Origin of the sequence: Roseibium aquae, assembly GCF_008711285.1 — a bacterium.
GTDB lineage: Bacteria > Pseudomonadota > Alphaproteobacteria > Rhizobiales > Stappiaceae > Roseibium > Roseibium aquae.
The window spans coordinates 166,847-181,699 of the sequence record NZ_VXDC01000005.1 but is presented as its reverse complement, the minus strand read 5'-3'; the positions used below and the strand labels follow the sequence as shown (position 1 = coordinate 181,699).

The following is a 14,853-nucleotide window of genomic DNA, read 5'->3' as shown; positions in this document are numbered from 1 at the left end:
ACCTCGCTCCGTTAATCTGCCGCGTTGTCGAGCAACATGTCATTCTCGAACCAGGTTTTGAGATCCCCCAGAACCGGGTGGGAGAGAATGCGGTGCATGTACCCAATCAACCGCGGAATATGGCGCAGATAGTCCGCCTTCCCGTCCCGCTCGGCAAGGCGCACGAATATTCCAAGGATCTTGGTGCAACGCTGTGCCGCCATCACGCCATAGGCAGTATCGAACAAATCGCTGTCCAGAACCGGTCCGTTCTGGTTCCGAGCCGAGAGATAAGCATTCTTCAGCACCGTTTCCAGCGCCTCGGGCACATCCACCCGCGCATCGAAAGTGAGCGAGGCAACATCATAGGCGGTTGGGCCGATCACGGCGTCTTGGAAGTCGATCAGTCCCAATCCGCCAAGCCCCGCCTCATTCCCGCGCCAGAGAATGTTGGGAGAATGGTAGTCCCGCAGCACCCAACCGGTTTCGCTTCCGGAGATCTCTTTGAAAGCCCGGTCCCAAATTTCACAAAATGCGGCGCGGCGGTTCGGCGGGCAGGCCTGTCCACGCTTCCAGGGAACGAAGTGATCGCAACACAGAAGAGCTTCGGTAATCAACGCCTCCCGGGAATAGCCTGGGATCCGGTAGGTGCCGCCGTCGGAATAATCAATCGTGCTGGGCAGCCTCGTTGCATGCAATTTCGCGAGCAGATCGATCGCGCTCCGATACCGGAGAGGATCCGGCGTGCCATCCGGCGCAATCGTCTCGTCACCGAAATCCTCCAGAACCAGAAGGCCCTGGTCCGCATCCGCGTTCAAAACCGCAGGCGCTGGAAAGCCGTTTCGACGCAACTCAGCCGCAAGGGCCAATACGGACCGGCAATCGGGTGCACGGTGCACACTCTCATTATAGGCCAGTGCTTCGGGCGTCGCGGCCGCCCCGGTCGCCGGAGCCCAATCCATGACGATCGCACTTGTGACCGGCCCCGTTATGCGCTCGAAACGGCGGGACGAGGCATCCCCCTTGAGAAGCTGACGGCGCCCTTCCGCAAGACCAGCGGCATCGGCCATCGAACGTATTTGACGGGTCCGCTCCAGCCGGGCGCGCCAGTCCGGGCAGGCCGATTGGAATTCGGCGGTCCGTGCGTCACCGTCCGGATCGCATGTCAGTTGGAGCCAAAGACAGGGGTCGGGCAAATACCCCAGGGCCATTTCCGGCCATTCCACCAAAGCCGCGCCTGTTTCCAACGCGTCGTCAAGGCCAAGCTCCAGGACCTCCCCCGGTTCTTCGAGACGATAAAGATCCAAATGAGAAACGGGGAACTGAGGCAGTTCGTAGGCCTGGACCAATGTGAAAGTCGGACTTGGCACTTCCAGCTCATCGTCATTGGCGCGGGCTCGCAAGATCGCGCGGGCGAAGGTCGATTTTCCAGCGCCCAGATCCCCGGACAGCAACACGAGATCAGCCGGCTTCAGAATTGCGGCAAGATCTTCCGCCAGGCGCCTGGTGGCGGCTTCATCTGGCAGGGACACTGACAAAAACGGGTTGTTCAGCTGGACAGGGGCCTGATTGGGCATGGCGGGCCTTCAACGATCATTCGGCCGCGATAATACCGGCGCGTTCGGGCTTTGCAGGAAAAGTACAAGTCACAACCGTGCCTTGCCCTTCGGCCGAATGAATATCGACATGCCCGCCGTGGAGTTCAACGAAACTCTTGACAATTGCCAGGCCCAGACCTGCCCCCTGCCGGCGTGCACCGTTGTCATGACCGACGAAACGGTTGAACACCTGGTGCAAAATCTCTTCCGGAATCCCGACACCGTTGTCCTTGACCACAAACTCCACCGACTGGCTCTTCCGGCTGCAGGACACGTCGACCGTCCCCCGCTCCTGCGAGAAATGAACCGCATTCGAAATCAGATTGTAGAGGATTTGGCGAAGCCGTTTTTCATCGGCAACAATATTTCCAATGTCCGAGGGGATATGCGTGCGCAGATCGATCTGAGCCTCGGCCAGCCGATCTTTGAGGCCCTCCACCGCGGCTTGCACGGCGGCCGCAACATCCACCTCAGACAAGTCGAGATCCATGATCCCCGCGTCAAGCGTCGCAAGATCCAGAATGTCGTCGATGATCGCCTTCAGCGCCGAGGACGACGACATGATGTAGCTGGCGTACTCGCTCTGCTTCTGGGACAGATCGCCGAACCGCGGATCGCTGAGAAGCTCGGCAAAGCCAATGATATTGTTCAGCGGCGAGCGCAATTCATAAGAAACATGCTGGACGAAGGCGCTTTTTATGTGATCGGCCTGCTCCAGAGCTTCGTTCTTCTCCATCAGGGCGCGTTCGACATTCACGCTGTCCGTAACATCGACAAAGGTGATCAGGGTTCCCCCGTCAGGCAACGGCACCGTCGCGAAATCCAGGACAACCCCGTCATGCCTCTCCATCCGGCTGGAGATCTGGGTCCGGGTGTCCACGACGCTGGTGACGCTTTCGGCCAGTTGCATCCATGCGCGTTCTTCCTCCTCACGGATGGCACAGGTCTGCACAAGGGACTTTATGTGCGGACTGTCGCTCAGCTGATCCTCGGTCAAGCTCCAGATCTGACCAAAGGCCGGGTTCCAGAGTCGAAGCCGGCCATCGGACCCGAACACGGCGACGGCTTCGGAAAGGTGGTCCAGCGTTTCGCCCTGCACACGGATCAACGCGTTGTAGCGGCTTTCAAGATCAAGTCGCTCTGTCACATTCTCATAGATATACGTGACACCACCTTGCGGATGCGGGTTGGCGATGACCCGCAGGGTTCGCCCATCGGGGAGATGCCACCAATTCTCGGTCGCTTCAAAAGACTGATAGCTCTCGAGCATGTTGTTCCGCCAAACGCGGTAGTCGGCCTGCTCGGGCAGCTTGCGGGAAGCCCGGAGCATATCGAGAACGGCACCGTCCTCCGGCCTACCCTCGAGAAAGGCCGGATCAAGGTCCCAAAGCTGGCTGAAGGCGGCATTGTAGAACTGCAGACGGCGGTCGCCGCCATAGATGGCCACCGCCGTTCCAAGTTGATCAAGCGTGCGGCCGTGGAAGTCTTCGGCCCGCGTCAGTTCCTTGCGCACCTGATCAAGCTCGCTGACGTCTATGGCGATGCCGGCGCCGCCGACATTGGCATCCACATCGGTTACGGCGTAGACCTTACGCTCCCCGGACACAACGATCGGAATGCGGGACCGGAAACATCCGTCATCGTCGCGCTCCTGCTTCATCGCCGCCCGAGCCGCGCCATCGAGAAACTCCGAACGCTCGCTGATCGCCGTTGTAACATCGATCGCATCGACCGCCGAGGCATAGGCATGGTTCGCCCAGATCAACCGCCCTTCGGCATCCCGTTGCCAGGCTGGCGCCGGCATCGCGTTCAAGAGCGCATGCAGCATATGGAGCTCACCGGAAATGCGCGCGTTGCGGGCAGCCAGCTCGGCTTGCATCTGACGCTCACCCGTCAGATCGCGCAGGCGGAGCACAACCGCCCCTCCGGTGGTGCGGCCGACGGCTTCGACATAGCTCCCGATCCTTGTTTTCAAGGTCACTGAGAAGGCCTCACCGGAGCTGAACAAAGTGTCGAGACGGCGCTCGAGGTCTGAGGCACATTTTGCGGTCAGCCAATGCCCAAAGGCCAGAAGCTGGCTGGTGGCGCGCGGGACCCCGGACGCTTCGGGCAGGATGCCCCAGATCTGCGGGAGGTCGCCCGTGCCGGTCCACACAATCAACCGCTGTTCGTCTGTGTTGAGCATGGCCTCCAGCCGATCGACCCGGAGCTTCAACTCGCTTTTTTCCCGGCGCAACCGGTCCGCCAGCTTGCCGGAGACCCTGCGATGGCGGACAAAGGCGACCGCGGCGGTCACGGCAAAGGCGCAAACCCCGCCAAAAGCGCCAAACAACATCATGGTGTCAGGCTGGATCGCGGCCATCGAAACCGAGATGAGATCCGAGGCCGAAGCAGGCATGCCCGTGAAAGGCAACAGACCGGCCGCAGCCGGCAAAAGCCTTGCAAAAGATAGACTCCATCTTCGCCGCGCCGCGCCGGTATGCGCGCCACCCAAGCTGCCGATCGGCATCCTGTGATCCCCTTAACCCGCCATTTGCCCGGAGAACCCGGAAAATTCCGGAAAACCCGGACTGAATCAAAGACGTTCGCCTCCTGGCCTCTGATTCGTTAAAACCATAACCTTTTTGGGAATCGCGCTGAAGAGTCTCTTATCGAAAAGTTAACGGGACCCACCGAAACGATGAATCCCGTTAACCAATGCATCAGCTGTGACTTAAAGCGCTACTAGATATAGCTATAAGCGCTCGGAAAATCAGTATTTGTAGTGCTCCGACTTGAACGGTCCCTGGGGCGGAATCCCCAGATAATCCGCCTGTTCGTCCGAAAGCTCCGTCAGGGTGACGCCGAGTTTCTCAAGGTGCAACCGGGCCACCTTCTCATCGAGATGCTTGGGCAACACGTAAACCTCGTTCTGGTAGACATCACCCTTAGTGTAGAGTTCGATCTGGGCCAGAACCTGGTTGGTGAAGCTGGCCGACATCACAAAGCTCGGGTGGCCGGTTGCGTTGCCAAGGTTGACCAGACGTCCTTGCGACAGAAGGATCATCCGCTTTCCGTCCGGAAACTCATACATGTCGACCTGATCCTTGACCGGCCGGCATTTGGTGTTTTTCAAAGCCGCGACCTGAATCTCATTGTCGAAGTGGCCGATGTTGCAGACGATCGCCATGTCCTTCATGCCACGCATGTGGTCGAAGGTGATAATGTCCTTGTTGCCCGTTGCGGTGACGTAAATGTCGCCTTCCGGGAGCGCCTGTTCGATGGTCTTGACTTCAAAACCGTCCATCGCGGCCTGGAGCGCGCAAATCGGGTCGATCTCCGTCACGATCACGCGCGCGCCGGCGCCGGCCAGAGACTGGGCCGAGCCCTTGCCAACATCGCCATAGCCGCACACAACGGCAACCTTACCCGACATCATCACGTCGGTACCGCGACGAATGCCATCGACCAATGACTCGCGGCAGCCGTACCGGTTGTCGAATTTCGATTTCGTCACACTGTCATTGACGTTGATCGCCGGGAACGGCAGCAGGCCCTTTTTCTGCATTTCGTACAAACGCAGAACGCCAGTTGTCGTTTCCTCGGAAACGCCCTTGATCAAATCGCGCTGCTTGGTGAACCAACCCGGATTGGCGGCCATACGCTTCTTGATCTGCGCAAACAGCGCTTCTTCTTCTTCGGACTTCGGATTTTCGATCAGATCCGTTTCGCCCGCTTCGACACGCGCGCCAATCAGAATGTAAAGCGTCGCGTCGCCGCCATCATCCAGAATCATGTTGGCGCCTTCGGGGAAGTCGAAAATCTTGTCGGCGTAAGCCCAGTATTCCTCGAGGGTTTCACCCTTGATGGCGAAGACCGGGATGCCCGCGGCCGCAATCGCTGCGGCAGCCTGATCCTGGGTCGAATAGATATTGCAAGACGCCCAGCGGACTTCGGCGCCAAGCGCAACCAGCGTTTCGATCAAGACCGCGGTCTGGATCGTCATGTGAAGGGAGCCGGCAATGCGCGCGCCCTTCAACGGTTTGGCATCTCCGAATTCCGTCCGGCAGGCCATCAGACCGGGCATTTCATGCTCGGCAATCTCGATTTCGGTCCTGCCCCAATCGGCTAGGCCAATATCCTTAATGATGTAATCGGTCATGGAAATTCCCTGCTTTTCGAACCGGCCCTTAAGCCGGTGCCTTCGGATTGTGAAGCTGCCCGGGAAGCGGTCATGTGGGCGCTATGGACAACGAGTGCCCGCAATGCGCGTCCCGCTTCAGGCGGCTGCCGGCCGGAGTTATAACCCCGCAGCCCAAAACCTGCAATAAAGATATAAAGAATTCTTTATGTGATAAAAAAATCATTGTGAATGCTCGAGTAAGCAAACCCCGAGCACGGTTTGTCCCATTTGGCGGCCTTTGACCCCATATCCGGTCGCGCCAGCCAAATGATGCGCAGCGAAAGGGAGAGGTGAGCGGCGTCTCTAGTCTTCTTCGCCAAACCCGCCTTCGACCAACGCGGAGATTGCCGCCATGGCGTCGTCGGCATTGTTTCCTGTCACGGAAATACGGATCGAACATCCCCGGCTGGCCGCCAGCATCATGAGCCCCATGATCGATGTTCCTTCAACGGACTGGCCGTCCTTGGAGACCAGGACCTGCGCGTCAAAGGTTTCGACCAGCTTGACCAGCTTGGCGGAGGCGCGGGCGTGGAGACCACGCTGATTGACGATGGTGACGTCTTTTTCCAAACAAGGAGCGCTCATCGTGTCCGTCAGTTCTGACCCGACAGGACCTGGCTGGCGACGGAAATGTATTTCTGCCCGGCCTGCCGCGCTTCATCCACGGCCTCAGACAAGGTTCGCTCCGCGCGCACGCTCGCCAGTTTGATCAGCATCGGCAGATTCACACCGGCGACCACCTCGACGGATTTTCCATCCATGATCGAAATTGCCAGATTGGAAGGCGTCCCCCCGAACATGTCCGTCAGCAGCACAACGCCCTGACCGCTGTTCGCGGCCTCGACCGCGCCAAGGATATCGGAACGCCGTTGCTCCATGTCATCGTCCGGACCGATCGAAATGGTCTCGACCTGCTCCTGCGGCCCGACGACATGTTCCAACGCGGCCTTGAATTCCTCCGCAAGGCGTCCGTGTGTAACAAGAACTAGTCCGATCATCCCGTTTAGCGATCCAGTCAGTGTTTTAAGGCTCCTGATCGATCCAAGAGGATCGAAGCCGCACTCTCGGCAACCCCTGTGTCCGTTGCAAGCAAAATCGGACAGATATCCCTAAAAGTAGTCCGGCCTTTGCGGGAAAACCCGGCGCAGAACCCAGCGGATCCGCCGAAGCGCTTCTTCAGGACTGTTCAGCAGAACCGGAACGCGGGGCAAGACTACCCCATTGAGCAATTGCGACATTTGCGCATCTTCAGGAAGACGGTCGAGATCCTCGAGCGGCAAGATGTCGATGATCATGTCAATTGCAGCCCGTCTTTCGAACGGCGCGCGCAGAATGCCGATCCCGCGAACCTCAAAGCGCTCTTCGAGCCCTTTGGCCGCTCTGGCAACAACCCGCCCGCCATCGTCCAGGAGCACCGTCCGATCATCGGACACCCAGCCCGCATGATGCCCCCGCCGCAAGGCCGCTTCGATAAGGTGGTCGCACAAGCTGGACTTGCCGGCCCCAGACGCCCCCCGAACCAGAAGGCCGACGGTCCCGATCACGACACAACTGGCATGGATCGTGGGGGATGTCTCGATCATGGTTCTTTCGGCAGCAAGATCGTGAACCGAGCGCCGCAGACCTTTTCCTTGCCTGTTTTTTTATCGGTTTCAGTCCGGTTCTCCACACGGATCGTCCCTCTATGGGCCTCGACAATCTGCCGGGAGATGGACAGGCCAAGCCCGGAATTGTTGCCAAACCCCTCACCGTCCGGGCGATCCGTGTAAAAGCGTTCGAATATCCGGTCCGTATTTTCGGCCCTGATGCCCGGCCCGTCATCGTCCACAGTGATCTGCAGGAACCGACCCGCTGGCGCAAGACCAAGCCGAACGGTGCCATCCGCCGGAGAAAACGACAGCGCATTATCGATGAGATTGCTGATGACCTGACCAAGCCTGATATCATGGCCCAACAGGCGGAAGGGGTTCGGTCCGGGAGCATCGGCCACGGTCAACAGGACTTCGGTTTCAGCTTTGTCTGCTCTCTGGTTCGCCGCGTCCGCGATTGCCCGCAGCAGAAGAGCCAGATCGATCGGCTCGGCCTGAGCCCTGGCCAATTCCGCATCCAGACGAGAGGCATCGGAAATATCGCTGATGAGACGGTCAAGGCGCCGCACATCATGCTGGATGATTTCCAGCAAGCGGCCGCGTGACTCATCCGATTTCGCAAGAGGCAGCGTTTCGACCGCGCTTCTCAGTGAGGTCAAGGGGTTTTTGAGTTCATGCGCCACATCGGCCGCGAACTGCTCAATCGCATCGATCTTGTTGTAGAGCGCGTTCGTCATGTCCCGGAAAGACCGTGCCAAATGCCCGATCTCGTCCTGGCGGTCGGCAAATTCCGGAATTTCCTCACGCGAGTTCGACCCTTTGCGGACCCGGTCGGCCGCCGCCGCGAGCCGGCGGACCGGTCCCGCAATCGTGCCGGCCAGAAGGATCGAAAGAAGAATGGTCACCGTGGCGGCAACCAGAAAAACGCGCATGATGGCAATGCGCTCAGCGCGGACGATTGCGTCAATATCCCCGCCTTGTGTCGACAAGAGAAGCGTGCCCAGGACCGCGCGGAAGCGCTGGATCGGCACGGCGACGGACACGATCAACTCGCCGCGCTGCGACACCCGAACGACACTGGCCGGAGAGCCGGCAAGCGCGGCTTCCACTTCCGGATAAGCGCGCCCGTCCCCCGGCCCAACCTCTTCGTAGATCGGCAACTCACCCTGACGCAGCCAGATCTTGAAAGACTGCCAGGCTTCTTCGAAAAAACCTGTTTCCTCTTGGTTGGGTGGGGGAAGGTCAAATCTCAGGATCTGCGCGCTGGAGTAGAGATGCCTGGAGTCCAGGATGAGGATCCCGTCCGGATCATAAATCCTCGCACGGGTCTTGGTCGGCGAAATGAGCCGGCGCAGGACAGGGCCAACCCGTTCGGGATTGACAGGAAAGTCAAGGATCTCGAGATCATCACCACCAGGAGCCACGCTCTCGCCAGCCTGCAATTGGAGCAGCCGCTCCGGATCGACGGTAATCGCACCCGTGTCGACCGTGGCCGAGGCCGCGATTGCGCCAGCGATGATCTCGCCCTGGGTCAGAAGGCTTTGCACCCGGGCGTCGATGAGCCCGGCGCGGAACTGGTTGAGATAGAGGATCCCGATCACCAAAGCGACCAATCCAACCAGGTTGATCGCCAGGATCCGGCGGGTCAGCGAGGATAACGCATATGTCCCGATGAAACTGCCAATCCGCGACAGCATGCGCCGCCGGACACGGCGCTTGTACAAACGGCGGATGTGCGCCCGGTCAGAAGGCTCTGACGGATCATCCGCCACACCGTCGATTTTTTCGGTCTCTGCAACCATTCAGGCTGGTTCAGACCTCCTTGAACCGGTAACCAACCCCGTAGAGCGTCTCAATCATATCGAAACTGTCATCAACCATCTTGAATTTCTTGCGCAGCCGCTTGATGTGGCTGTCAATTGTCCGGTCGTCCACATAGACCTGATCGTCGTAAGCGGCATCCATCAGCGCATTGCGGCTTTTGACGACGCCCGGCCTTTGGGCCAGGGCCGAAAGAATCAAAAACTCGGTCACTGTCAAGGTCACAGGCTTGTTGGACCACGTGCAGGTATGCCGCTCCTGGTCCATAACGAGCTGACCCCGCTCAAGCAGCTTTTCCGCGTCTGGGCGGGAAGAGCCGGCTTCCTTGGGCTGGACCCGTCGCAGAACCGCGCGGACACGCTCGACCAGAAGGCGCTGCGAGAACGGCTTCCGGATGAAATCGTCGGCCCCCATTTTCAAGCCGAACAATTCGTCGATCTCATCGTCCTTGGATGTGAGAAAGATCACCGGCAAGTCCGATGTCTGGCGCAGGCGGCGCAAAAGCTCCATGCCATCCATCCGGGGCATTTTGATATCAAAGATCGCCAGTTGTGGCGGGTCGGTTTGAAGCCCCTCGAGCGCGGCACTGCCGTCCGTATAAGTGTGAACACGGTAACCTTCCGATTCCAGCGCGATAGAGACTGACGTGAGAATATTCCGATCATCGTCGACCAAGGCAATGGTGGGCATGTTCGTTATCTGTCCCAATTCCAGTTTTTCGCCAGCACACAGTCCGGCTCGTGGATCCTAGGTTTCTAAGGCGCCCAAAATAAGCATAAAATATGGCGATGTCCCGTTTTGCCGAAGACAGGACCGTCCTTGGGCGCTCTCAAACCCGGCTGAATGATGGGTGGCCGATATGGAACAAATATTCCAAACCCCAATAACGGCTGAACCAAAAGATCTACTGCCGAGTTCGCAACTCCGAATTTTTACATCATCCAAATTAAATAAATCCGCACTCCAGTCATTATTTAATCGATTAAAGTCCAGTTTCGATCTTTTGGCTACCTTGTTGCAGATCTGCGCATGCTTTACGTTCCGATACCCCGTGCCAGTAGAATTGGCGATGGCACGGCACGCGCAAATTCTTTTGCAGCGCAAAATACAAAAAGCCCAGATCGCGAGGATGGCGGGATTATGCAGGAAATTGGTGTGAGGAACCCCTCCCAAGGAACCGAGGCTTTCGGCCTGACCGGCTTGAACAGACTCTATTGGAACCAGCTTGAGCCCGCACTTTACGAGTATGCCCTGGCACGAAACGAGGCCCGACTGTCGGCTGGCGGCGCGCTGGTCGCGGACACCGGGGCGCATACCGGCCGGTCTCCGAAAGACAAATTCGTGGTCAAGGACGAAACCACGAAGGACACGGTCTGGTGGGACAACAACGCCGCGATGACGCCGGAGCAGTTCGAAACGCTTCTGGCGGATTTCAAAGCCCACGCACGCGGCATGGACCTCTTCGCCCAGGATCTTTACGGTGGCGCCGACCCGGTCCATCGGCTTCCGGTCCGGGTCTATACCGAATACGCTTGGCACTCCTTGTTCATCCGCAACCTTCTGTTGCGTCCGGGGCGTGACGAGCTTGCCACGTTCGTGCCGGAGATGACCATCATCGATCTGCCGAGTTTCAAGGCGGATCCGGCGCGCCATGGCTGCCGGAGCGAAACGGTTATCGCCTGCGACCTGACTCGGAAAATCGTTCTCATTGGCGGAACGTCCTATGCGGGTGAAATGAAGAAGTCCGTTTTCACCTTCCTCAACTATCTCCTGCCCGCCAAAGGCATCATGTCGATGCATTGTTCGGCAAATGTAGGCGCGACGGGCGACACCGCCGTGTTTTTCGGATTGTCCGGAACCGGCAAGACAACATTGTCCGCTGACGCCTCCCGGACCTTGGTCGGCGATGACGAACACGGTTGGAGCGAGGACGGCGTCTTCAACTTTGAAGGCGGATGCTACGCCAAAACCATCAAGCTGTCCGCGGAGGCCGAACCGGAGATCTTCTCGACCACCCAAAGATTCGGAACCGTTCTTGAAAATGTGGTTATGGACGACAACCGTGTGCCCGATTTCGACGATGGGTCGAAAACCGAAAACACACGCGCGGCCTATCCGATCCATTTCATCTCGAATGCCAGCGCAACCGGCCGCGCACCGGTCCCTCGGACAATCATCATGCTGACGGCGGATGCCTTCGGCGTCCTGCCCCCGATCGCCAAACTGACCCCCGCTCAAGCGATGTACCATTTCCTGTCGGGTTACACCGCCAAGGTTGCCGGGACGGAAAAAGGCGTGACCGAGCCGCAAGCCACCTTCTCCACCTGTTTCGGTGCGCCGTTCATCCCGCGCCATTCATCCGAATACGGCAACCTGCTGCGGGATCTGATCGCAAAGCACGATGTCAACTGCTGGCTCGTGAACACCGGCTGGACCGGCGGGGCCTACGGCGTCGGTCACCGGATGCCGATCAGGGACACCCGGGCCCTTTTGCATTCGGCCCTCGACGGGTCGCTCAATGCAGCCGATTTCCGGACCGACCCCTATTTCGGATTCGCGGTGCCGATCGCCGTTGATGGCGTGGAACAGGCCATTCTCAATCCCCGGGACACCTGGGCCGACACGACCGCCTATGATGTTCAGGCAGCAAAACTCGTGCAAATGTTTGTCGACAATTTCGCAAGCTTTGAAAATCACGTCGACGGTGCCGTGCGGGACGCAGCGCCCGTGCTGCAAGCCGCGGCGGAGTAACAAGGACACCAGGGTCATCTCAGCTGAAAAGGGGCGGGCGCGCAGGGGCCCGCCCCTTTTCGTGCCCGGTTTCGCTCGACCGACATCCCGCCTATATTCATGTCGGAAACTCGGGAGGCTCGAAATGAGCGACACAACACAGGCTGTTCCGGATGTGCTTGGCATTGCGGAATCCTGGACTTTGGCCGGCCGGAAAGCCGCTTTGGCAACCGTCATTGAAACGTGGGGGTCGGCGCCGCGCCCGGTCGGGTCCCATCTGGTGATCGACGCGGAGGGCAACTTCGAAGGCTCCGTCTCGGGAGGATGTGTGGAAGGGGCGGTGGTCTCGGAGGCCATAGACGTCATCACAACCGGAAAGCCAACGACGCTGGAATTTGGCGTGGCGGATGAAACGGCATGGCGAGTGGGACTGTCCTGCGGCGGCCGGATCCGTGTCTATGTCGAGCCTATCGTATAAAAGCCGCGCGCGCGTTGGCGCATTTTCCGTGTAGCCAGCACCAGAGGGCGGCCCGGTTTCGGCGACCCAGGTTCCCTGGTTCGCCCTTGGCACTCCTGACAAACTGAAACCCTTCGGATACGAGTCAATTCATGGATCTTTCGCTCCTTTCGGCCCTGAACGAGGAACGCGCAACGCGGCGGGCGGCTATCCTGGTCTCGGACATGGCCGGTGGCGGTCAACGCTTGATCCGTTGGGCCGACGACTTTACCGATGATCCCCTCGCCGATGAACTGGCCCGGCGGTTCCGGTCAGGCACATCCGGCATGGTGGAACGGGATGGCGGAGCGGCTTTTCTTACGGTGTCCGTGCCCCCGCCCCGCCTTGTGCTCATCGGTGCGGTCCACATCACACAGGCGCTGGTGCCCATGGCGCAGATTGCCGGTTTCAATGTCACCGTCATTGACCCGAGGACCGCTTTCGCGACGCCGGACCGGTTCCCCGGCGTGGCCCTTCATGCGGAGTGGCCAGAAGATGTGCTCAAGACGGAGCCACTCGACCCTTATTGCGCCTTGGCGGCCGTGACCCATGACCCCAAGATCGACGATTTTCCACTGCAGGAAGCGCTGCGGGTCGGCTGCTTTTATGTCGGGGCGCTCGGCAGCCGGAAAACCCATGCCAAACGGATGGAGCGATTTGCCGAGGCCGGCATTGGGGCAGCCGATATCAGCGCAATTGATGCGCCGATTGGCCTCGACATCGGGGCGTCATCGCCGCCGGAAATAGCGGTCGCGGTTCTGGCTTCGGTCGTAAAAGCGCTGCGGCGTCCAATGGAGGTTGCTTGATGGAATTTGGGCCGATCCCGGTCTCTGCCGCCGTGGGCACCGTGCTTGCTCATTCGACCAGGATTGCTGGAAGAACCCTGAAGAAGGGGCACGTTCTCAGCGCCGAGGATTGCGGCGCGCTTCGGGATGCCGGGATCGCAGAGATTGTGGTCGCCCGCCTTGCGCACAGCGATATCGACGAAGACACCGCCGCGCACCGCATTGCATTGGCCGCCAGCGCTACCGGACTCGTCCCCGGTGCGTCCTTCACGGGACGCGTGAACCTTCATGCCGGTTGGGCTGGTCTGTTTGTCGCGGACGAAGCCGCCGTTGATGCGGTCAATCGCATTGATCCTGCGATCACCCTTGCAACCCTCTCGAACTACACGCCTGTCGGCGAGGGCCGCATGGTTGCGACATCAAAGATCATTCCGTTTGCGGTTTCCGAAGGTCTGGTCAGGCAAGCGGAATCGCGCATCGAAGGCGCCTTGGCGGTGCACCCTTTCAAGGCCAGGAAAATTGGTCTTGTCGCGACCGAACTCCCCCATCTCAAACCGGGGACGATGGACAAGACACGGCGTGTCTTGGAAGACCGCTTGCGGCCTTCGGGCAGCACCGTTCTTTCCGAAAAGCGCGTCCCGCACACAGAGGCGGCAACGGCCGCCGCCCTTGCTGAACTCGACGAAGCCGGGGCGGAGTTGCTGATCCTATTTGGAGCGTCGGCCGTCGTGGACCGTCAAGACATCTTGCCGGGATCGATCGAAAAGGCAGGCGGCAAGATCATCCACTTCGGCATGCCGGTCGATCCGGGCAACCTCCTCTTGCTTGGCGAACTGCACGGCAAACCCGTGCTTGGCGCGCCGGGATGCGCCCGGAGCCCCAAGGAGAACGGGTTCGATTGGGTGCTGGACCGCTTGCTGGCCGATCTTCCGGTGACCTCGCACGACATCACCGGGATGGGCGTCGGCGGATTGCTTATGGAAATCGAAAGCCGGCCGCAACCCCGTGATCCAGGTTCCGGAACAACAGGGACGAAGATCGCGGCGATCATTCTGGCCGCCGGCCGCTCAAGCCGCATGATCGGCCAGCACAAGCTTCTCGCCGATCTGAATGGGAAACCGGTTCTCCAACACACAATCGACGCAGCGCTCGGCGCGGATCTGAGCGAGATCATCGTTGTGACAGGTTACATGGACGAGGAGATCGGCGCCGCGATCGCCGGCCAGCCCGTGCGGCGGGTACACAACGGCGAATACGAAACCGGCATGGCGAGTTCGATCCGGACAGGAATTTCCGCACTCGCGCCCGATACGGATGCAGCGATCATTCTTCTTGCAGACATGCCGAACGTAACCGCCATCGATCTGTCACGGCTTGTCGCGGCCTTTCTGGCACCCGATGGAGCGCCGATCGTTTCGGCCACCTCCAGAGGGGAGCGCGGGAACCCGGTGCTTTGGGACAAAAGGTATTTTGGCGATTTGAGCGCACTTGAGGGGGACAAAGGTGCGCGCGACATTCTCAAGCGGCAGGCGGACCAGGTCTTCCTGGTCGAGATCGGAGATGCGGCACGCATCGATCTCGATACGTTTGAAGACCTGACACTGGCGCGAACGGCTGCCCCAAGACCGCCGGCGCCATAGACAAGTAAACAAATACTTTTTGAAGAGGCCGATTTGCTATGCGTTGACCGCAT

The 14,853-nt window shown here is 59.5% G+C and carries 12 protein-coding genes; 4 read left to right on the top strand and 8 right to left on the bottom strand.

Translation table 11 applies throughout. The annotated features are described in order from the left end of the window. Positions 1–11: 11 nt before the first annotated feature. From tsaE to F0184_RS09655, 8 genes are all read right to left on the bottom strand, one after another. The gene (gene tsaE / locus F0184_RS09690) at positions 12–1,556 is read right to left on the bottom strand and encodes a tRNA (adenosine(37)-N6)-threonylcarbamoyltransferase complex ATPase subunit type 1 TsaE (RefSeq protein ID WP_150495983.1); all 1,545 of its coding nucleotides are present in this window, start codon (positions 1,554–1,556) and stop codon (positions 12–14) included. 16 nt (positions 1,557–1,572) lie between these two features. Further along, positions 1,573–4,086 (bottom strand): PAS domain-containing sensor histidine kinase, encoded by a 2,514-nt coding sequence (locus F0184_RS09685; protein WP_208998408.1) that lies wholly within the window; start codon positions 4,084–4,086, stop codon positions 1,573–1,575. A gap of 243 nt (positions 4,087–4,329) precedes the next feature. Then, positions 4,330–5,718, bottom strand: a complete 1,389-nt coding sequence (ahcY, locus tag F0184_RS09680; protein WP_150495982.1) for an adenosylhomocysteinase — start codon at positions 5,716–5,718, stop codon at positions 4,330–4,332. Between the two features lie 324 nt (positions 5,719–6,042). Beyond that, positions 6,043–6,324: an HPr family phosphocarrier protein gene (locus tag F0184_RS09675; protein WP_150495981.1), complete on the bottom strand. Its 282-nt coding sequence runs from the start codon at positions 6,322–6,324 to the stop codon at positions 6,043–6,045. A gap of 8 nt (positions 6,325–6,332) precedes the next feature. Beyond that, positions 6,333–6,737, bottom strand: a complete 405-nt coding sequence (locus F0184_RS09670) for a PTS sugar transporter subunit IIA (protein WP_150495980.1) — start codon at positions 6,735–6,737, stop codon at positions 6,333–6,335. 111 nt (positions 6,738–6,848) lie between these two features. Beyond that, a complete protein-coding gene (locus F0184_RS09665; RefSeq protein ID WP_150495979.1) occupies positions 6,849–7,322 on the bottom strand; it encodes an HPr kinase/phosphorylase in 474 nt (157 codons plus the stop codon). After that, on the bottom strand, positions 7,319–9,130 hold the full coding sequence (locus F0184_RS09660; protein WP_150495978.1) for a sensor histidine kinase: 1,812 nt from the start codon (positions 9,128–9,130) through the stop codon (positions 7,319–7,321). Before F0184_RS09660 ends, F0184_RS09665 begins: the two co-directional genes overlap by 4 nt. Before the next feature lie 10 nt (positions 9,131–9,140). Beyond that, a complete protein-coding gene (locus tag F0184_RS09655; RefSeq protein WP_150495977.1) occupies positions 9,141–9,839 on the bottom strand; it encodes a response regulator transcription factor in 699 nt (232 codons plus the stop codon). Positions 9,840–10,289: 450 nt separating this feature from the next. On the opposite strand from F0184_RS09655, the gene F0184_RS09650 reads away from it, so the two are divergent. The 4 genes from F0184_RS09650 (at position 10,290) to F0184_RS09635 (ending at position 14,800) form a co-directional block, all read left to right on the top strand. Continuing rightward, entirely contained in the window at positions 10,290–11,900 is a 1,611-nt protein-coding gene (locus F0184_RS09650; protein WP_150495976.1) for a phosphoenolpyruvate carboxykinase, read from the top strand. A gap of 124 nt (positions 11,901–12,024) precedes the next feature. Next, the gene (locus F0184_RS09645; protein ID WP_150495975.1) at positions 12,025–12,357 is read left to right on the top strand and encodes an XdhC family protein; all 333 of its coding nucleotides are present in this window, start codon (positions 12,025–12,027) and stop codon (positions 12,355–12,357) included. 131 nt (positions 12,358–12,488) lie between these two features. Further along, positions 12,489–13,181: an XdhC family protein gene (locus F0184_RS09640; protein WP_150495974.1), complete on the top strand. Its 693-nt coding sequence runs from the start codon at positions 12,489–12,491 to the stop codon at positions 13,179–13,181. Further along, positions 13,181–14,800, top strand: coding sequence for an NTP transferase domain-containing protein (locus tag F0184_RS09635; protein WP_150495973.1), 1,620 nt, complete (start codon positions 13,181–13,183; stop codon positions 14,798–14,800). The genes F0184_RS09640 and F0184_RS09635 overlap by 1 nt, the downstream gene beginning before the upstream one ends. Positions 14,801–14,853: the final 53 nt, after the last annotated feature.